This window comes from Haladaptatus sp. CMAA 1909 (assembly GCF_043952005.1).
GTDB lineage: Archaea > Halobacteriota > Halobacteria > Halobacteriales > Haladaptataceae > Haladaptatus.
Genome location: NZ_JBIOAV010000001.1, coordinates 1314661 through 1333589, shown reverse-complemented (window position 1 = coordinate 1333589; position 18929 = coordinate 1314661). Strand labels below are relative to the sequence as shown.

The window sequence follows — 18929 nt, the reverse complement described above, 5'->3', positions numbered from 1 at the left end:
GCGGCGTATGGGTCTATTCGATAGGCTTCGTGGAGACGACGCTCCGCGGGTAGCCTTCTTCGGCATCGACGGCGTGCCGTACAGTTTCCTGAAGGAAAACGCCTCGGAGTTCCCCAACATCGCATCCCTCGCGAGCGAGGGGAGCGCCGGTGCGATCAACAGCATCGTTCCGCCGGAGTCCTCCGCCTGCTGGCCGACGCTCACGACCGGGACCAACCCCGGCCAAACGGGTGTGTACGGTTTCCAAGACCGTGAAGTCGGCTCGTACGACACGTACGTTCCGATGGGTCGTGACGTGCAATCGACGCGCATCTGGGATCGTGTGACCGATGCGGGTCGGGACGCCACGGTGATGAACGTCCCCGTCACGTTCCCGCCACAGCGCAACGTCCAGCGGATGGTTTCGGGATTCCTCTCGCCCGGCGTGGACAAGGGTGCCTACCCCGACGAGATGCGGGATTACCTGAACTCCATCGACTACCCCATCGACGCGAACGCGAAGTTGGGACACAAGGAGGACAAATCCGAGTTCATCCAGAACGCACACGACACGCTCGAAGCCCGCTACCAGTCCTTCCAGCACTATATCGACGAGGACGACTGGGACCTCTTCTTCGGCGTCTTCATGACGACCGACCGCGTGAACCACTTCCTGTTCAAACACTACGAGGAGGACGGCGAGTACAAAGAGGAGTTCATCGAGTTCTACAAAAAACTCGACGAGTACCTCGGAAAGCTTCGTGACTCGCTCCCGGACGACGTGACGATGGTCGTCGCCAGCGATCACGGCTTTACCAGCCTCAATCACGAGGTTCACTTCAACTCGTGGCTCGAACAGGAGGGTTGGCTCTCCTACGAGGACGACGACCACGAGGAACTGGGCGACATCAGCGACGACACCGAAGCCTACTCGCTCATTCCCGGCCGATTTTACATCAACCTCGAAGGCCGCGAACCGCGCGGCAGCGTCCCGCAGGACGAGTACGAGGAGAAGCGCGCCGAACTCAAGGAGGAACTCGAAAACCTCGAAGGACCGGACGGCGAGAAGGTCTGCTGGCGCGTCGTGGAGAAAGAGGAGGCGTTCGACGGCGATCACGAGGACATCGCCCCCGACCTCGTCGCCGTTCCGAACCACGGTTTCGATTTGAAGGCCGGATTCAAGGGTCACGACGACGTGTTCGGCGTCGGCCCGCGAAACGGCATGCACAGCTTCGACAACGCGACGCTGTTCGTGGACGACCCGAACGCGAACGTCCCGGAGGACACCGACCTCCTCGACATCGCCCCGACCATCCTCGACCTGATGGAAGTCGACTACCCGTCGAGCGAACTCGAAGGCCGCAGTCTGGTCTGAGACTGGTCGGCCGTCTTCGTTATCGGTTATACAACGTCCTTTTTCAGTAAACCACTAACCTCGCTCGAACCAGCGGCGGCCTCGGAACCGCTCGTGACCGTCACCCTCGCCGAACAGGGTCGAATCGGTGTGCGAACGACGCTCCACCGGGTATTTCGTTCGGTGAGTCAACAGCTAATACCCCAAAGGACGAATTCCCGCGAAATGAACCGTGGTGCGATGTTCCTCGGCCTCGTTCTCGTGATGATAGGTAGCTTCTTCGTCTATCGACCGATGTCGCTTCGCAGCCTCGTTTCGACCCGCGAATGGAGCGCGGACCCGGACGCCGCGGAGCGAAAACACAGAACGCGTGCGGACTATTTCGGAAAATCCATCGTCGTCATCGGTGCCGCGATCATCGTGTACGGGTCGTTCTAAGTCGCATCGAACGAAGAACGAAACTCAGACCGAGTTCGGTTTGCTGTGGATTTCGAGGTTCACGTCCCGTGGTTGCCCTTCCAGATCCGCGACGATGCGTTCGACGACCTTCTCGGCTTCCGTGAGCACGAGCGGTTTCACCTTGTTCACGACCCATCCGAGCGAGACGAACGCCGGAAGGTTGAGCATTCCCGAACTCGCCGAGTCGGCGTCGAAGTGGATGGAGAGCCAGACCCGCGAGGCGGTTTCCTCGCCGTCGGGTGCCTCCTCGGGGACTTCCTCCACCTGCCAACTGCCGTGAGCGTTGATGTCCTTGATTATCTTCCAGTCGATGCGGTTCGGGCGGTCCAGTTCCGTCACCTCGGAGCGGACGGTGTACTGGATTTTCCACCACTTGAGATGAATGTCGTACTCGGTTCCCGGCCCGCCGTCACCCTCGTGCGTGACCCGCGTGAGATGTTCCGAGTAGTTGGCGTACCCCGGAAAGTCGAGCAGGAACTCGTAGGCCTCCTCCGGCGGCACGTAGACGACGGTACTGAGTTCGAGGTGGTCCACGCGTTTCGATTTCGTTCGACTGAAAGTAAACATTCCGGCGAGGGACCTGCACGGACTACCAATCCAGTCGTTTATACCACCCCGCCGACAACCACCGACCATGACGGACTACGACGTGCTCATCATCGGCGGTGGCGTCGCGGGACTCTCCGCGACCACGTTCACCGCGCGCGCCGATCTCGACACGCTGGTCGTGAACGACGGCGTTTCCATCCTGTACCGCAACGCGATCCTGGAGAACTTCCCCGGATTCCCCGCGGGAATCGACTCGCGGTTGTTCTCCCTGATGCTCCAAGAACAGGCCGAGCGCGCCGGAGGCGAGCGTCTCGATGCGAAAGTCACGGGCGTGGACCACGCGGACGGCGGCGGGTTCACCGCCGAAACGAACGGTGGCGAGGACGACGGCGAAACGATTTCCGCGGAACGGGTCGTCATCACCTCGTGGTCGGACGCCTCGTACCTCGACGGGTTGGACCTCGACCTCGAAGACTCGGGAAGCAAGCGGTACGTCCCGGTGGATGACGACGGTCGAACCGACATCGACGGCCTCTACGCCGCCGGTCGAATCGCGAAGCAGTACCACCAAGCCATCGTCTCGGCGGGCCACGGGTCGCAGGTCGGTATCACGGTGGTACACGACGCCGACCCCGACTTCTACCACGACTGGGTCGTTCCGGAGGGCTATTTCACCAACCGCGACCGCGACGTTCCGGAGGGCTGTGAGGAGATTTCGGAGGACGAACGCCAGCGCCGCGCGCGGAAGGCCCACGACCGCCTGCGAGACTATCTGGAGGAGTGGGAGGACGAGCGCCCGGTTCCCCATCCCAGTTTCGTCGAAAACATGAACTAACAGGACGATAAACGGGGATTTTGGCGGAAATTCGACCGTGAATACGTCTCCGAGGACTGCCACCCCCACGAGACGAATTCGATTTTGAGAACACTACAGAGAGGTGATTCCGTCTTCGAAAGCCCCCCTCCGCTCGCTACGACCTATTGTATTTGAACGAACCGAAGTTACAGCGAAACGGTTTTCGAAAGCCCCCGCCACGCTCGCGGTCGCTGTGCGAGATATCCGCGCTCTCCGCACCAGTCGCACGGATAATAGCCCGCACAGCAGACCACGCAAGCGCGAGCGGACGGCCCCTTTCAGTCCTCCCTGCGACCGCACCTCGCTCACGGCGTTGCCGTTCGCATTCGAGGTTTCTACGAAACCTCGCAAGCCACACCCTCCCCAACCGACTCCCTCCCCCGCTTCGCTCCTCCGGTCGTCCCTCGCACGACTTCAGCGAGGCGACTCGGACGAACAGTCCTCGTTGCCTCGCTAGCGCGCGCCACTGTGGTTCGGTTCCTCTCGATAAACTCCTCTCAGTGCCCGCCGGAGGAGAGGTGCAGGCCGACGATGCCGACGACGATGACGCCGATGAAGGCGACCCGGAGGAGGTCAGCGGGTTCGTCGAAGAGGACGATGCCGAGCGTCGCGGTTCCCACCGCGCCGATGCCGGTCCAGACGGCGTAGGCGGTGCCGACGGGGAGCGTCTGGAGGGATTTCGCCAACAGCACCATGCTGACCGCGAGCGCGACGACGGTGGCGACGGAGGGCCAGAACTTCGAGAAGCCGTCCGAGTACTCCAACCCGATGGCCCACGCGACTTCGAACACCCCGGCGACGATCAGCACCTTCCACGACATACCGAATTCTCGGGACGGACGACGGCTATGTCTTGCGTTCCCAGCCTGCCGAAACCCGTGGCTCTTTATGAATCCCTTTTGAAGCGTTTAGGGAATGAGTGCCGACGAGGTCGACCCGGAGGAGTTGGGAGAGTCAGTGGAGCGGCCGATGTTGCGGCTGTTTACGGAGTACGGCGGCGACCACCTCCATTGGTTCGTCATCGGATTGGTGACGAGCATGGGTACCCGATTCCTCTCGCTCGTGCCGCCCCTCGTCCTCGGCGTCGCGCTGGACGCGGTGTTCTACAGCACACGGCCCTACGAACTGCCGCTCCTGCCGGACGCGTGGATTCCGACGACGCAGATGGGACAGTTCTGGTTCTCGGCCGAAATCATGGGAGTCGCGATGGTTCTCGCGGCGGTCTGCAACTTCGCCCGGGCGTCCAGCCTGAACCTGTTCTCCCACCGCGTGAAACACGAGGTTCGGACGTCGACGTATCAGTGGATGCAACGCCTCGATATGCGGTTCTTCGACGACCACAAGACCGGGGAACTCATGAGCATCCTGAACAACGACGCCAACCGCCTCGAACTGTTCCTCGACAACATGATGGGGAGCGCCATCCAACTCCTCGTCCTCATCATCGGCATCGGGTGGTTGCTGTTCGATATCAACGCGCAGTTGGCCCTCGTCACGCTCTCCATCATCCCCGTCGCCGCCCTGTTCACGTGGTGGTTCATGAAGCGCATCGAGGCGTTTTACGCGGACGTTCGGTCGTCCGTCGGGGATTTGAACACGCGATTGGAGAACAACCTCGCGGGAATCGAGGTCATCAAAACTGCCGGAACCGAGTCGTTCGAGGACGAACGCGTCCGGAAGTCCTCCTACGAGTATTTCAAACGGGACTGGCAGGCGCTTCGGATGAACTTCGTCTATCGCCCCGGCATGCAGTTGCTCACGTCCGTCGCCTTCGCCGCCACGTTCGTCGTGGGCGGGTTGTGGTTCCTCGCCGACCCGCCGCTCGGCATTTCGGGTTCGGCACCCACCGTCGGGGATCTCGTCACGTTCCTCATCCTCACCCAGCGCATGGTCGAACCGCTCACCCAGATGAGCGAGGTGGTGGATCGATACGAGGACGCGAAGGCGTCGACCAAGCGTATCTTCGGACTGCTGTCGATTCCTCCGGCCATCACGAGCAGGCCGGACGCCGTCGAACTGGATTCGATTCGGGGCCGCGTCGAGTACGATCATGTGGACTTCGCCTACGAGGACGGCGAAGAGGTCCTCTCCGACGTGACGTTCACGGCAGAACCCGGAGAGACGGTCGGACTCGTCGGTCCGACGGGGGCCGGGAAGTCCACCATCTGCAAACTCCTCCCGCGCCTCTACGACGTGACGGGCGGCGAGATTCGCGTGGACGACTACGACGTACGCGACATCACGGTCGAGTGCCTTCGGGAACACATCGGCTACGTCGGACAGGACACCTTCCTGTTCGACGGCACCGTCGAGGAGAACATCGCGTACGGCGCGTTCGACGCGACGCGGGACGAGATCGAGGAGGCCGCGAAGGTCGCCGAGGCACACGAGTTCGTCAGCAACCTTCCGGACGGCTACGACACGCGGGTCGGCGAGCGCGGCGTCAAACTCTCGGGCGGCCAACGCCAGCGGGTTTCCATCGCGCGGACGATTCTCGCGGATCCCAAACTCCTCGTGCTGGACGAAGCGACGAGCGCGGTGGACACGGAGACGGAGATGCTCATCCAGCGCAGTCTCGATAGGCTCACCGAGGACCGAACGACCTTCATCATCGCCCACCGACTCTCGACGGTGAAAGGCGCGGACAGCATCCTCTCGGTCGAAGACGGCGAAATCGTGGAGCGCGGAACTCACGAGCAACTCCTCGACGGAGACGGCCTTTACGCGGACCTCTGGCGCGTGCAGGCCGGGGAAATCGACGCGCTCTCCGAGGAGTTCGTGATGGAGGCATCCCGGCGTGCCAGTGCGAGTCAGCTGCGCCACGAGTCGAACCAGTGACTTTTTTCGGGGTACACCACCCAGTACCGGGTAATGTTGACCGGAGTGAACGTGGCGTTGGGGGTGACGGGAAGTATCGCGGCGGTGAAAGTGGTCGAACTGGCACACGAACTGCGCAGACGGGGCGCGAACGTCCGTGCGGTGGTGTCGCCGAGCGCGACGGGTATCATCAACCCGTGGGCCGTCGAGTTCGCCACGGACAATCCGGTCGTCAACGAAATCACCGGACGGGTCGAACACGTCGAACTCTGCGGCCGCGAGGGCTGGGCCGACGTGTTCCTCGTCGCACCCGCCACGGCGAACACGGTCGGGAAGATCGCCGCCGCGGTGGACGACACGCCGGTGACGACGTGCGCGACGACGGCGCTCGGAGCGGACGTTCCGGTCGTCATCGCGCCCGCCATGCACGAACCGATGTACGACCATCCGGGCGTCCTCGACGCCATCGAACGCGTCGAATCGTGGGGCGTCGAGTTCGTCTCCCCGAGAATCGAGGAGGGAAAGGCGAAAATCGCCACCGAGGACGCCATCGCGCTCGACGTCGCCCGCGCCACGACGCCCGACCTCCTCGACGGAAAGCACGTCGTCGTCACCAGCGGCGCGACGAGCGAGGCCATCGACCCGGTTCGGATTTTGACGAGTCGTTCCTCCGGGAAGATGGGACGGGCGGTCGCCCGCGCTTGCTACGTCTACGGGGCGAACGTCACCTTGGTTCACGACGGCCCCGGCGTTCCCTACGCGACGGTGGAGGAAGTCGAAACGAGCGCCGAGATGCTCGACGCCGTGGAAGGCCACGTTGCGGGACTTCCCGCGGACGCCCTCGTCTCCGTCGCCGCCGTCAGCGACTACACGGTCGACGATGCCGACGAAAAGATTCGCTCCGGACGGGAACTCTCCCTCGACTTGCATCCGACGCCGAAGCTCATCGACACGGTTCGTGACGACCACCCCGATCTCCCCATCGTCGGGTTCAAGGCCGAGACGAGCGGGGACGACGACGCGATGGTCGCCGCCGCACGCGAGACGCTCGAACGGGCGAACCTCTCGTTCGTCGTCGCGAACGACGCCAGCGTGATGGGCGACGACGAGACGAGAACGCTGTTCGTCCGCGAGAACAGCGTCCGCGAACACGGCGGAAGCAAAGCCGAACTCGGATTCCACGTCGTGGAGGAACTCGCCCGAGAGGTTACGGGCGACGCGTAGCAACCGCGGAACGGTTCCGCTCGTGAAATCCATCGACTGCTTTGGTCGGAAGAACCATGAGAACCCCGTTCATGGAGGAGAACGTCTTCCAATGTCACGGCTCTCGACACCGCTCACCGATGCGCTCGGAACCGACGTTCCAATCGTGCAAGCCCCCATCGGGAGCGCGACGTGCCCACCTCTCGCCGCCAGCGTCGCCGACGCTGGTGCACTTGGGATGGTGGCGGTGACGTGGTGTGACGAATCGACCACCCGAAGGCTCCTCTCCGAACTCGAAGACCGAACCGACGGTCGGTTCGGAGTCAATATCGTGATGGACGAATCGGCCACGGCGTTTTCCGCGGCGACGCACGTCGATGTCTGCCTCGATGCTGGCGTGGACGTGTTCTCCTTCTCGTTCGGCGAGGCCGCCCCGTTCGTGGACCGAGTTCACGCCGAGGGCGGGACGGTTCTTCAGTCGGTTGGCAGCGCCGAAGAGGCGCGGGAAGCCGTCGAATCGGGCGTCGATATCGTCGTTGCACAGGGCTGGGAAGCGGGTGGACACGTACAGAGCGACGTCGCGACGATGCCGTTGGTACCCCGTGTCGCGGACGCGGTTTCCGACACTCCGATAGTCGCCGCCGGTGGTATCGCGGATGGACGGGGCATCGCGGCCACCCTCTCGCTCGGTGCGGACGGTGCGTGGCTCGGAACGCGGTTTCTCGCTACCGAGGAGGCACACGTCCACAGACTATATCGACGGCGAGTCCTCGAAGCGAGCGAGACGGAAACCGTTCGCTCGACCCTATTCGACGATGGCTGGCCGAACGTCCCGCATCGAGTCATCGAAAATTCGACCGTCGATGAGTGGGCGTCCGCGGGAGCACCCGAGCACGACCGACCGGGGGACGGAGATGTCGTCGCAAAAACACGGGACGGTGAACCCATCCGGCGATACGAGGACTCGCTTGCGGTCCCCGGAATGGAGGGTGACGTGGAAGCATTACCGCTTTATGCGGGTCAGAGCGTCGGATTGACCGAATCCGCTCTCTCCGCGGGGGAACTGGTATCGGTGTTGATCGACGAGACGATGGACGCCCTCGAACGGGCAAGTGACTACCGAACGGCGGACGAGCGAAAAGAACAGGACAGCGGGTGAAAGACCGCTAGTCGTCGCCGGGCCAGTCGGCGTCGCCGAAAAACTCGATGCCCATCTTCTGGGCCGAGCGCGAAATCATGTGGGCACCGGTCGGCGCGGTGAGGAACAGAAACACGATACCCACCAGCGAGGTGAGTCCCGCACCCTCCGGGCCGAAGTAGACCAAACCGGCGAGGAAGAGCGAGGCCGTGCCGAGCGTCGTCGCCTTGCTGGTCGCGTGCATTCTGTTGTACACGTCGGGAAGCCTGAGGAGGCCGACGGTGCCGACCACGAGGAAGAAACTCCCGACGGCGATGAGCAACGTGATGACGATCTGTTGAACGATGTTCATTCGATGATGTCCCCTTCGATGACGTACTGCGAGACCGCGATAGTGCTGATGAACCCGATGATGGCGAGAACGAGGCTCACCGTGACGAACAACCCTTCGCCCGTTTGGAGCGCGTACAGGACCGCGATGGCGACCACGTTCGTCCCGATGGTGTCGAGCGCGACCACCCGATCGGGAACCGTCGGTCCCTTGATGACGCGGTAGCCGGCGAGCAGGGTCAACCCGCTCGCGATGACCAGTCCGACCTGCACCGCGAGGGAGAACATCGCGGCGTCAGTTGCCACGCTTGACACCTCCCTCGGCCGGTTCGCCGCTCGCGTGGGCCATCGGAAGCTCCGGCACCGGGTCGCCGGGTTTGCCCTCCTCGTCGAAGATGACGAGGGCGTAATCCTCCCACGTCCGAATCGGGTCGACGATGTCGTCGACGTCCGTGGCGTCGATGCTGTGTACGTAGAGCGCGTTCGTCTCCTCGTCGTAATCCATGGTTATCGTCCCCGGCGTGAGGGTGATGCTGTTCGCAATGGTTGTTATCGCCCCGTCCGTCCGCACTCGAAGCGGGACGACGACGACGCCCGGTTCGATGGGCATGCTCGGCAGGAGGACGCGGTAGGCGACGTCGAGGTTCGCCATGATGAGGTCCTTGATGAACACGACGAGGTACAATCCGGCGTATGGGAGCGCCTGCACGCTCCGCGTGACGTTCGTTTCCGGCGTGTAGAATCGCCGGAGCATGAACGCGATGAGCATACCGAAGGCGAGCCCGATGAGGAACTCGCCGAGTATCCTGTTCGGGTCGAGCGTGACACCCCTGACGAACAGCCAGAGGATGGCGAGAACGAACCCGATGACGGGCCACTTCTTCATGCCGCCCCACCTCCGAGGACCGCTTGGACGTACTCCTGTCTGTGAAGCGCGGCCCCGGCCGCGGCCTCCGCCGCTCGATACACCGGATCGAATCCGATACCGACGAGGAGGACGAGGGCGGCGAGTCCGACGAGGACGAGAACGCCGGTCGGTGCGCTGCCGTTCTCGACCATCGGATTCACCTCGCCCCAGAAACCGCGGTTCCACGCCCGCGAGAAGTACGCGATGGTGAGAATCGCGCCGAACAGCGCGATTCCGAGCGCGACGTACGCGCCCGGTTCACCCGCGGCACCCGCGTCGCCCGCGGTGCGGAAGACGAGGAACTTCCCGAAGAAGCCCGAGAGTGGCGGAATCCCGATGAGCGAGAGCGCCCCGACGAAGAACACGGCCGACAGGACCGGTTCCTTGCGGGTCAGGCCGCCGAGGTCGGCAAAGCGCGTCGAACCGACCGAGGAGAACACCGACCCCGAGGCGAGAAAGAGGAGTCCCTTCGCCAGCGCGTGGTTCAGCGCGTAGATGAGCGCCGCCGTGACCGCGAGGATTCGTATCCCCTCGCTTCCCGCAGTCGCGCCGACGGCGAGCGGCAGGACGATGAACCCGACCTGTCCGATGCTGGAGTAGGACAGCAGGCCGTCGATGTCGTCGCGCCCGACCGCGCCGAGGCCCCCGAGCAGGATGCTCGCGCTCGCCATGAGGAACATGACCGGACCGAAGAAGTCGAGTAATGAGGTGCCGGACAGGCCGGGGAGACTCAATCCGGCCGGAATCGACATCGCCGAGAAGACGGTGAAGTACAGCCTGATGATGGCGTAAATTCCGACCTTCTTCACGACGCCCGCGAGCATCGCGGAAACGGGAGCGGGTGCGGCGCTGTACGCCGGTGGCACCCAGAACTGGAACGGTGCCAGCCCGGATTTCAGCGCGAACACCGTGAACAGGAGCGCCGACAGACCCAACACGGGAAGCGGGGTGATGCTGTTCGCCGCCGGGTTGGCGAGTCGTTGTGCCAAATCGGCCATGTTGAGCGTCCCAGTCGTCGAGTAGATGCCGCCGATGGCGAGGAGCATGACCGCGCTCCCGATGAGGTTGAGGACGACGTACTGGAGCGCCGCCCGGGTGTGCTGTGGCCCGCTGTAGAACACCACGAGGATGTAACTCGACATGAGCATCACCTCGAACCAGACGAAGAGGTTGAAGATGTCGCCCGTGAGGAACGCGCCGCTCACCCCGACCAGCATGAAGTGATACAGCGGGTGGTAGGACAGTCGTTGGCCGAACTCGTCCACGTACTGCACCGAGAAGACCATCGCGGCGAACGAGACGACGGCGGCGAGTCCGAGCATGAACACCGACAGCGGGTCGGCGACGAGCGTGATGCCGAACGGTGCGGGCCAGTTGCCGAGCTGATACGGGATGGTTCTCGCCGCGCCCAACGGGTCCACGTCAGTCCAGAGCAAGGCGACGACGACGACGTACCCCGCGCTGCCGATGAGGCTGATGCCGCGTTGGACGGCCGAATACCGCCGGAAGACGAGCGTCAGAATCGCCGTCACGAGCGGAACGAGGAGCGGTTCGATGACGAGTTGATTCATGTGGAGTCACCCAATTCGTTGAGATCGATGGTGCCGTGTTCTTGGTAGACGCGATACGTCAGGACGAGCGAAAACGCCGTCGTCCCGAACCCGATGACGATGGCGGTCAGGACGAGCGCCTGCACGACCGGGTCGGTGATGTGGCCGCCGCCGTGACTCCCGTGGCCGAAGATGGGGACGCTTCCGCCGAGTTTGCCCATCGTGACGAGATAGACGTTCGCGGCCTGGCTGATGATGGTGACGCCCCAGATGACGCGAATCACGTCCCGCCGGAGGACGAGGAACGTCCCGAGGGTGAACAACACCCCGAGGACTATCGCGAGTACCAACTGGGGGTTCGCCGCTTCGCTCATTCGGAACCCACCACCGAGAGTATCGTCAGGAGCGCGCCAACGACGACGAAGTAGACCCCCGTGTCGAAGGCGAGCGCGCTCGCCACCTCGAAGTCGGTGTAAATCGGGAAGTGGAACACCTCGTACGTTTGGTTCATGAAGGCGTCACCGAATCCCATCGCCACCAAACCGCTTCCGGCGGCGAGGGCCAGTCCGAACGCGAACATGGTCCGATAGTTCTCCACGATGCCGTGTTGGAGGTGTTCGACCGGTCCACGAACCATCCGGTGGAAAATCTCCTCTTCGAGGAAGTCCAAGCCGTAGATGATGTAGATGAGGGCAAACGCCGTCGTCGTCAGGACCCCCGCGATGAACCCGCCGCCGGGGTGGTTGTGTCCCTGCAGCATCAACGCGACCGCTGTGAGGAAGATGAGCGGGACAACGGTGCGTGTGACCGTTCGTGTGATTATGGTCGTCATTGGGTTTCACCTCGTTCCCGCATGGCGATCAGCGTCAACACCGAGAGGGCGGCCATCGCGACGACTGAGATCTCGCCCATGGTATCGAAGCCACGGAAGTCCACGAGGATGACGTTGACGATGTTGTGGCCGCCCGCCTCCTTCACCGTGAAGTCGTATTCGAGGAACTTCGAGGCGATGGAGTTCGGGTTCGCCACCGTCGTCACCAGAACCGTGACGAACACGGTTGCGCCGACGGCGACGGAAAGAACGCCGTCGCGGATGGCGCGACTGCGCTTTATCTCGCCGTAGAACGTCGGTAGACGGTCCAAGACGAGGAGGAAGATGACGAGCGAGAGCGTCTCGACGACGAGTTGGGTGAGCGCGAGGTCCGGCGCGTCGGCCAGAATGTAGAATATCGCCACCATGAATCCGAGGATCGAGAGCGTCAGCACGCCCGAGACGTGTGACGGTGCGATGCTGACCGCGAACGCGCCGACCACGGCGACGCCGAGGACGAGCGCGAGGGAGGGCGTCATCCCCGGCGCGAGACCCAGACTGGGAAGCGCGACGCCCGCCGCCGCGTATCCGCCGAGGGCGAGGAGCGTCACCGCCGTCAGCGACCACGTCGCGTAGGTTCGGAGGAGGCCGGTCTGAATGTGCGGAATCGCCCCGACGCTCGCGTCGTTCAGGCCGTACACCGCGTTGTCGTACCACCAGTTCGCGCGAAGCGGGTTGACCGTGAGCAGGCGGTTGATGCCTTGGTGTAAGTCGTCGTAGTACTGATAGGCGACCAACCCGACGCCGATGGTTATCGCGCTCATGGTCGCGGCGGGCGTGAGCGACTTCGGAAGGTGGTAGCTGAAGTGAATCGCTTCGGCGGCCTCGGCGGTTACCGCGGGCGGAAGGGTGCTTTCGACCACGCTTCCCACGAAGCCGTTGAGCGCCGACGGTGCGACGCCGAACGTGTCCGTCACGCCGCCGAGTCCGATGAGCGCCGCGATAGTTCCGAGAATCGCCGGCGGAACCAACATGGTCAGCGGCGGGCGATGAACGTGACCCAATCCCTTCGGCTTCTCGCCGAAGAAGAGCATCAGGAAGCGTATCGAGTAGAGGAACGTGAAGATGCTCCCGAAGACGGCGACGACGGGAAACAGCCACGCGAGTCCGCCGTGGATCTCGGCCGCGTGGTAGGCCGACTCGAAGAGGAACTCCTTCGAGTAGAAGCCGTTGAACGGCGGCACGCCGGCCATCCCGAGCGCCGCGACGACGGTGATGGCCGCCGTGATGGGCAAATCGCGCCACAGTCCGCCGAGATGCTTTATCTTCCGCGTTCCCGCCTCGTGAGCGATGATTCCGGCGACGAGGAACAGCGCGGCCTTGAACATCGCGTGATTCAGGATGTGGAACGCACCCGTCTTGGCACCGTACTCGGAGGCGAATCCGAACCCGGCGACGATGAGTCCGAGGTGGCTCGCCGTCGAGTAGGCCAGCAGTTCCTTGATGTCCGTCGCCGCGACGGCGAGGATGGCCGTAATCGTCATCGTCGCCAAGCCGAGCACCGCGAACAGCAACATCCAGTCGGGGATGGCGTGTACCCCCTCAGGGAGGAACAGCGGCCGGAACCGCCCGATGAGATAGACGCCCGCTTTGACCATCGTCGCGGAGTGAAGAAACGCGGAAACCGGCGTCGGCGCTTCCATCGCGTTCGGCAACCAGATGTGAAGCGGGACCTGTGCCGACTTCGCCGCCGCACCGACGGCGATGAGCGCGAGCGCGGGAACGAACAGGCCCGCCGCGTGGAGTTGCTCGTTCGTCATCGCCGCGTTTTCGGGAGAGAGGATTCCGCCCGGCCCGAACATCGCGAACGTCCCCGCGACGTGGTTGATGAGGAGGAACCCGATGAGCATGAACAGCCCGCCGGACACCGTGATGAGCATGGACTTCCGGGCGGCGTACTGCGACGACCGCCGGTCCGTGTAGTGGCCGATGAGGATGAACGACGAGAGGCTCGTCAGTTCCCAGAAGACGAACAGCGAGATGAGGTCCGCCGAGAACGCCACGCCCAGCATCGACCCCATGAAGGCCAACAGCGCGGTGTAGTACTTCGCCTTGCCCGGTTCGCCGTGCATGTATCCACCGGAGTAGGTGAGGATGAGTACGCCGACCCCGCTGGCGAGGAAGCCGATGAGCAAGGAGAGTCCGTCCACGTAAAACTGGAGCGAAACCCCGAGCGAGGGAATCCACTGGTAGGAAACCGAGTAGGGAGCCGTGCCGAGTTGGCTTGCGACCATCCCGAAACACGCGAGCGCGACCGCCGCCGCGTAGTAGGCGGTCCGCTCGCGGAGGACGCGGTAGACGAGTGGGGTCACCACCGCCGCCGCGAAGGGAAGCATCACCAGCGCAAGCACAACTACGGCTGTCGGGTTCGATGGTGATTGCACACACGAGAATGGCGATGGACGTACCTTAACAGTTCTCAAAACTGTGTGCTATTTGTGGCTGATTTCGAATCAAACTGTCAGATTTAACCGAGATTACGAACCGTTCGGCGGATAATCTACCTTTTATGACGTCAATCGGTACGTTCTGCAGGTGAAATGCCAACGTTGCACCAGATATACGTCGGTAATGAGCAGTTGGCTTCGGGAGTCTCTCTTCAGTCATACATTTAATTTCAATAAACATATCATCTACTTTTGAGTAATCATATACAGCCATATCTTTATTAGGCATTAGTGGTAAGTCGTCTTATAACGCGCATACCATCCGGAAACAGCAAATATGGATCAGGTTCGAAGATATCCTGTTTCGAGTATTTGGGATCAACTGTCGGAACGCTTACCGACAACGGAGCGTTCGGATGGTGCGACCGCGCGTCGAAGGAGAAAACAAAACATGACACTCAGAGAAAAAGTAGCCTCGAAGTTATCCGAAACGCGAGCAGTGAGTCCCGTCATCGGCGTGATTCTGATGGTTGCCATCACGGTCATTCTGGCGGCCGTCATCGGAACGTTCGTGATGGGATTGGGGAATAGTGTGGGCAAGAACGCGCAAGCAGGTATCTCGTTTACGCAGAACAATAGTACAGGAGTCAACGTTCAACTCACTTCTCTTGGAAACGTAGACAATGCTACCAACATATACACTCGAAGTTGTGTCACTGGGCAAGTTTCGTTCAAAAGCGATGGAGACACAATTAAGCTTAATTGCGACGGTGTAGACCAAGTCACAATTATTGCAAATATGAGTGGAAAAGAAAACGTCGTTGCAACGCATCAGATTAACTAAATCTACAGCTCAATTTAATCATTTGGACCTTATCGCGTGTTGAATAACTGAATGACAACATAAAATTATCCTTCTCAAAGAATATACTCCCACTCTTCCACACGAAAGGATGGAAACAAATCGAACCCTGCTGGGTTAGGGTAGGGGTGTTGGCAATCGATTTGTCGCGGGTCTCTCCCACCCGCGTTTCTTTGTAGGCGAAGGAGCGTAAAAGTCGTGAGCCTTACCCGCGGCGAAAGTGAACGGAGCGATGGAAACCCGTTCACCCCGAAACGGTGTTCGATCGTCGATACCGGCGGGAACCGACGCGAGCGAACTCGCCGGTAGTCACGGACGGACACGGTACCGCACCGACGAACGCGATACCGGCATCTTTTACTGATGGACTGAATACCCCCAGCATGGACCAGTTGAAGGAGTCGCTCTTGGACGCCCCGATCATCGAGAAAGAAGGCTATCACTACTTCGTACATCCCATCAGCGACGGGATTCCGATGCTCGAACCGACGCTCCTGCGCGAAATCGTCATCAAGATCATCCGCAAGACGGATTTGGAGAACGTCGACAAAATCGTCACCCCCGCCGCGATGGGGATTCACCTCTCCACCGCCGTGTCGCTGATGACCGACATTCCGCTGGTGGTTATCCGCAAGCGTCAGTACGGACTCGACGGCGAAGTCTCGCTGTCCCAGCAGACGGGCTATTCGGAGAACGAGATGTTCATCAACAACGTGGACGAGGGCGACCGCGTGCTGCTCTTGGACGACGTGTTGAGCACGGGCGGGACGATGAAGGCCGTCACGCAGGCGCTCGAATACATCGGCGCGGACGTGGTGGACGTGTGTGCCGTCATCAAGAAGGTGGGCGCGAACGAGTTGGACGACACCGACTATCGGGTGAAGACGCTCATCAACGTGGACGTACAGGACGGAGAGGTCGTCATCATCGACGAACACGGCGACGGGTGAGATGTTCTCCCGCCAGTTCCTGTCGATGGCCTCGACGACCACGCTCGTAATCGGAGCGCTCCTCGTCGGTGACGCCATCCACGGGTCGGTGGTGGTGGGCACTTACGGAGTGACGTCACCCGCGTTCGTCCTCCGGTTACTGCCCGGTCTCGCGTTCATCTGGATCGGATACACCCTGCGGGAACACCACGAGATGTTCCTCGAGTCGTACTTCGCGGGACGGGAAGCGGCGGCGAGGCCCGACGATTCGGGCGAGGAGTTCGACCAGCGGATGTCCCCGCTGTCGGACGAGAGCATGGAGAACCTCGAATCTCGCGAACGAAAACGGGATAAAAGCGAGTGAACTCGTTGCAGAACGTTTATGCTTGTGCCCCATTAGCACAAAGCATGGCGTTGAAGACTAGCGTCCCGAAATCGCTTCGCGGTCCGATCGGGCTGCTATCGATAATCGTTGCCCTGCTTGGAGCGGCTATCGGCTACATTTTCCTCCTGTTCGGGCTGTCGCTGTACTTTAAGCTGATTCCGCAGATGAACGATACGATGACCCACGGCGAATCGCTCGTCGTAATCGTGACCGGCATCGCCGTCATCGCGGTCGGCTACGGCGGCTGGAAGGGATTCCACTACTTCGCGTACTGACGTATGGATGTTCGAAATCACCCTGACGCCCCCGATTTCGAGGAACTCCAAGACGTTCTCGTCGAACCCGTCCGGCGGGAGGAAATCGAGGAGCGAAGGACCGAAGGCGACGTACTCGTCGAGGACAACGTTCGGGAACGGGAGGACTTGAACGTCGTCGCCTACCTCGGCAGCGACCCTACCGCGGCCGAAACCGACAACATCGGCGTTCCGCTGTACCGTCTCATCCAGTTGTTCGGAACCCCACAGCTACCCGAACTACAGGCCGGAGAGGACATCAGCGGCCGGGAAGATGCTACGTTCAAATATCTCTTTCGGGTGACGCATAAGGGGTCTCCCGATGAACTGCCAACGAAGTGGCTCATGACGATTCACGATTCACACGTCAGGTTCGCTGCCAGCGTCGCCGAATGGCGCGACGAGGAGTCGGCGTTTATCGCCGACTCGAAACTCGCGCTGACGACCTATACGCTCGCACTCCAACTCGTCCTCGAACCGGTCGAGTGCGTTTACGAGGGGTTGCGCTTCTAACAACACCATGGACGACCTCGGAAACCGGTTATTCTACTGGGTGAGCGACGAGGCTAATTTCTCGTTGCTGTTGTTCCTCGTCGTCGCGCTCCTCGGGGGGGCGAGTCTCGTCCTGTTCGTGGTTTCGAGCCAGCGGTCGGCGACTCGGTTGGAGTTCGTCCTCCTCGTCTCGGCGATGGTCGTCATGTTCTACATGACGCTTCGCAACAGCACGTTCTAACGCGTGAGGACGTGCATGATGGCGAAGACGAGCGTAATCGAAGCGACGAGCAGCCCCGCAAACACCGGAACGATGGCGCTGTAGGAATAGAACCCGTACCAATATCCACCGTAGGTCAGCACGATGAGTGCTGGCACCGAGAGGACAAAAAACAGCGACGAGAGATAACTAGCCAGCGTCGGGTCATCGCCGTGCTTTGCGAAGGTTCCGCGCTCACGAACCGACCGCTCCCGGGTTGGTACGTCTTTCGACACGAACGAGGGTACCGATGGGCGAACCAAAACCCTCCCGGTTTTAGCCCGACACGTATGCGCTCACTAGCAGTGTGGAGAGATACGCGCCGAGATACACCGCCCCGTGGACGATGATGGCGGCGACGATGGCCGTTCCGGTCAGTTTCGGAATCAGGATGTCACGGGCACCGGACGTGTACGGGAGAATCCAGAGCGGTGCGACCCACGCCAGAACCAAGGCAACACAGCCGACGAAGAACCCGACGAGTCCGACGCGGATGCTCTCGTGCAAATCGTACGCCACGAGATGGGCAAACACGCCCGCGAGAGCGAGCGGGACGAGTACGTACGTCGGATCTATCGAAACCACCATCAGCTCCGACAGGTTGTACGTAAACGCCGCCATTCCGCCGATGAGGCCGACCACCGCTCCTTTTACGATGAGCGCAAACCGTCGGCGATGGACGCTTTCCTGACGGTGATCAGTCGACCACCCTGTTTCCACCTCGGAGTTCGTGTTCCCGTTCGTCTTCGTTCCCGTCATCAGTTTGACCCTCCCGCATGTAGGGGAACGTGTATGCCTTCCCGTCCGATTCTACCGCGCAGACTCCCCGAGAACGACGCGGACCCCGAGCGTACCGCACGTTTCGTCCGGGAAACCCGGTCAGGGTTGAGGTCGATTCCGACCCGTAACGTCACCGTCTCCCTCGCGGGAATCGTCGTCTCGCCGAACGGCGTCGTCGTCCCGTCCGATAACTGCGTTTCGCCATCGTACACGTGTATCAACCCGCTGTAGAACACGATATCTCGTCCCGTCGGATTACGAATGGAAAGCGTCGTCGTGAGATACTCACCGCCGTCGGTCACGGCCGAATTCGAAGTCGTCACGTCGACTGAACCGACATTCATCATCGCAACGTGTCCCTGCATGGTCGGAACGAACAACCACGCGGTGACGAGCGCCGTAACGACGATTGCGGCGACGAGGAGCGGCCGTTCTGGACGGAGGACGGAGCGAACGGTCGAACCTGGCATTCAATGACATTGTCTATGCGTGTCATTACCGTAAGAGTTTCCTTTTTCACAAAAAAGAG

The 18929-nt window shown here is 61.6% G+C and carries 25 protein-coding genes; 13 read left to right on the top strand and 12 right to left on the bottom strand.

The window, feature by feature from the left end; all coding sequences use genetic code 11:
- The first annotated feature begins 7 nt into the window (after window positions 1-7).
- Entirely contained in the window at window positions 8-1354 is a 1347-nt protein-coding gene (locus ACGYLY_RS07445; RefSeq protein WP_395282276.1) for an alkaline phosphatase family protein, read from the top strand.
- 204 nt (window positions 1355-1558) lie between these two features.
- Window positions 1559-1771, top strand: coding sequence for a hypothetical protein (locus ACGYLY_RS07440; RefSeq protein ID WP_395282277.1), 213 nt, complete (start codon window positions 1559-1561; stop codon window positions 1769-1771).
- Between the two features lie 24 nt (window positions 1772-1795).
- Here ACGYLY_RS07440 and ACGYLY_RS07435 read toward each other — a convergent pair whose 3' ends face one another.
- The gene (locus tag ACGYLY_RS07435) at window positions 1796-2326 is read right to left on the bottom strand and encodes a type II toxin-antitoxin system RatA family toxin (protein WP_395282278.1); all 531 of its coding nucleotides are present in this window, start codon (window positions 2324-2326) and stop codon (window positions 1796-1798) included.
- Between the two features lie 100 nt (window positions 2327-2426).
- On the opposite strand from ACGYLY_RS07435, the gene ACGYLY_RS07430 reads away from it, so the two are divergent.
- On the top strand, window positions 2427-3176 hold the full coding sequence (locus ACGYLY_RS07430; protein WP_395282279.1) for an FAD-dependent oxidoreductase: 750 nt from the start codon (window positions 2427-2429) through the stop codon (window positions 3174-3176).
- A 518-nt stretch (window positions 3177-3694) separates the two neighbouring features.
- On the opposite strand, the gene sugE is transcribed toward ACGYLY_RS07430, so the two are convergent.
- The gene (sugE, locus tag ACGYLY_RS07425) at window positions 3695-4018 is read right to left on the bottom strand and encodes a quaternary ammonium compound efflux SMR transporter SugE (protein WP_231183761.1); all 324 of its coding nucleotides are present in this window, start codon (window positions 4016-4018) and stop codon (window positions 3695-3697) included.
- Between the two features lie 94 nt (window positions 4019-4112).
- On the opposite strand from sugE, the gene ACGYLY_RS07420 reads away from it, so the two are divergent.
- The 3 genes from ACGYLY_RS07420 (at window position 4113) to ACGYLY_RS07410 (ending at window position 8376) form a co-directional block, all read left to right on the top strand.
- Window positions 4113-6035 (top strand): ABC transporter ATP-binding protein, encoded by a 1923-nt coding sequence (locus ACGYLY_RS07420; protein WP_395282280.1) that lies wholly within the window; start codon window positions 4113-4115, stop codon window positions 6033-6035.
- Window positions 6036-6068: 33 nt separating this feature from the next.
- Entirely contained in the window at window positions 6069-7238 is a 1170-nt protein-coding gene (gene coaBC, locus ACGYLY_RS07415; protein ID WP_395282281.1) for a bifunctional phosphopantothenoylcysteine decarboxylase/phosphopantothenate--cysteine ligase CoaBC, read from the top strand.
- A 91-nt stretch (window positions 7239-7329) separates the two neighbouring features.
- The gene (locus ACGYLY_RS07410) at window positions 7330-8376 is read left to right on the top strand and encodes an NAD(P)H-dependent flavin oxidoreductase (RefSeq protein WP_395282282.1); all 1047 of its coding nucleotides are present in this window, start codon (window positions 7330-7332) and stop codon (window positions 8374-8376) included.
- Between the two features lie 7 nt (window positions 8377-8383).
- Here ACGYLY_RS07410 and mnhG read toward each other — a convergent pair whose 3' ends face one another.
- The 7 genes from mnhG to mbhE are packed head-to-tail and all read right to left on the bottom strand — an operon-like array spanning window position 8384 to window position 14349.
- The gene (mnhG, locus tag ACGYLY_RS07405; protein WP_395282283.1) at window positions 8384-8707 is read right to left on the bottom strand and encodes a monovalent cation/H(+) antiporter subunit G; all 324 of its coding nucleotides are present in this window, start codon (window positions 8705-8707) and stop codon (window positions 8384-8386) included.
- On the bottom strand, window positions 8704-8973 hold the full coding sequence (locus ACGYLY_RS07400; protein ID WP_231185040.1) for a monovalent cation/H+ antiporter complex subunit F: 270 nt from the start codon (window positions 8971-8973) through the stop codon (window positions 8704-8706). Before ACGYLY_RS07400 ends, mnhG begins: the two co-directional genes overlap by 4 nt.
- Before the next feature lie 7 nt (window positions 8974-8980).
- Window positions 8981-9571 (bottom strand): Na+/H+ antiporter subunit E, encoded by a 591-nt coding sequence (locus ACGYLY_RS07395; RefSeq protein ID WP_395282284.1) that lies wholly within the window; start codon window positions 9569-9571, stop codon window positions 8981-8983.
- Entirely contained in the window at window positions 9568-11163 is a 1596-nt protein-coding gene (locus ACGYLY_RS07390) for a complex I subunit 5 family protein (protein WP_395282285.1), read from the bottom strand. Before ACGYLY_RS07390 ends, ACGYLY_RS07395 begins: the two co-directional genes overlap by 4 nt.
- Window positions 11160-11516 carry a sodium:proton antiporter gene (locus ACGYLY_RS07385; RefSeq protein WP_395282286.1) on the bottom strand — a complete coding sequence of 119 codons (357 nt, stop codon included), beginning with the start codon at window positions 11514-11516 and terminating at the stop codon, window positions 11160-11162. The genes ACGYLY_RS07390 and ACGYLY_RS07385 overlap by 4 nt, the downstream gene beginning before the upstream one ends.
- On the bottom strand, window positions 11513-11974 hold the full coding sequence (locus ACGYLY_RS07380; RefSeq protein ID WP_231183753.1) for an MnhB domain-containing protein: 462 nt from the start codon (window positions 11972-11974) through the stop codon (window positions 11513-11515). Before ACGYLY_RS07380 ends, ACGYLY_RS07385 begins: the two co-directional genes overlap by 4 nt.
- Window positions 11971-14349 carry a hydrogen gas-evolving membrane-bound hydrogenase subunit E gene (mbhE, locus tag ACGYLY_RS07375; RefSeq protein ID WP_395284141.1) on the bottom strand — a complete coding sequence of 793 codons (2379 nt, stop codon included), beginning with the start codon at window positions 14347-14349 and terminating at the stop codon, window positions 11971-11973. Before mbhE ends, ACGYLY_RS07380 begins: the two co-directional genes overlap by 4 nt.
- 502 nt (window positions 14350-14851) lie before the next feature.
- On the opposite strand from mbhE, the gene ACGYLY_RS07370 reads away from it, so the two are divergent.
- From ACGYLY_RS07370 to ACGYLY_RS07340, 7 genes are all read left to right on the top strand, one after another.
- Window positions 14852-15244 carry a type IV pilin gene (locus ACGYLY_RS07370; RefSeq protein WP_395282287.1) on the top strand — a complete coding sequence of 131 codons (393 nt, stop codon included), beginning with the start codon at window positions 14852-14854 and terminating at the stop codon, window positions 15242-15244.
- A 250-nt stretch (window positions 15245-15494) separates the two neighbouring features.
- Entirely contained in the window at window positions 15495-15626 is a 132-nt protein-coding gene (locus ACGYLY_RS07365) for a hypothetical protein (protein ID WP_395282288.1), read from the top strand.
- A 19-nt stretch (window positions 15627-15645) separates the two neighbouring features.
- Entirely contained in the window at window positions 15646-16212 is a 567-nt protein-coding gene (gene hpt, locus ACGYLY_RS07360; protein WP_231183750.1) for a hypoxanthine/guanine phosphoribosyltransferase, read from the top strand.
- Window position 16213: 1 nt separating this feature from the next.
- On the top strand, window positions 16214-16555 hold the full coding sequence (locus tag ACGYLY_RS07355) for a hypothetical protein (protein WP_395282289.1): 342 nt from the start codon (window positions 16214-16216) through the stop codon (window positions 16553-16555).
- A gap of 44 nt (window positions 16556-16599) precedes the next feature.
- A complete protein-coding gene (locus ACGYLY_RS07350) occupies window positions 16600-16851 on the top strand; it encodes a hypothetical protein (protein ID WP_231183747.1) in 252 nt (83 codons plus the stop codon).
- Window positions 16852-16854: 3 nt separating this feature from the next.
- Window positions 16855-17382 carry a hypothetical protein gene (locus ACGYLY_RS07345; RefSeq protein ID WP_395282290.1) on the top strand — a complete coding sequence of 176 codons (528 nt, stop codon included), beginning with the start codon at window positions 16855-16857 and terminating at the stop codon, window positions 17380-17382.
- 7 nt (window positions 17383-17389) lie between these two features.
- Window positions 17390-17602: a hypothetical protein gene (locus tag ACGYLY_RS07340; RefSeq protein ID WP_231183743.1), complete on the top strand. Its 213-nt coding sequence runs from the start codon at window positions 17390-17392 to the stop codon at window positions 17600-17602.
- On the opposite strand, the gene ACGYLY_RS07335 is transcribed toward ACGYLY_RS07340, so the two are convergent.
- The 3 genes from ACGYLY_RS07335 to ACGYLY_RS07325 are packed head-to-tail and all read right to left on the bottom strand — an operon-like array spanning window position 17599 to window position 18870.
- Window positions 17599-17856: a hypothetical protein gene (locus ACGYLY_RS07335; RefSeq protein WP_231183742.1), complete on the bottom strand. Its 258-nt coding sequence runs from the start codon at window positions 17854-17856 to the stop codon at window positions 17599-17601. The genes ACGYLY_RS07340 and ACGYLY_RS07335 overlap by 4 nt on opposite strands.
- A gap of 40 nt (window positions 17857-17896) precedes the next feature.
- Window positions 17897-18379: a hypothetical protein gene (locus ACGYLY_RS07330; protein WP_395282291.1), complete on the bottom strand. Its 483-nt coding sequence runs from the start codon at window positions 18377-18379 to the stop codon at window positions 17897-17899.
- Complete coding sequence (locus ACGYLY_RS07325) at window positions 18379-18870, bottom strand: hypothetical protein (RefSeq protein ID WP_395282292.1); 492 nt, start codon at window positions 18868-18870, stop codon at window positions 18379-18381. The genes ACGYLY_RS07330 and ACGYLY_RS07325 overlap by 1 nt, the downstream gene beginning before the upstream one ends.
- Window positions 18871-18929: the final 59 nt, after the last annotated feature.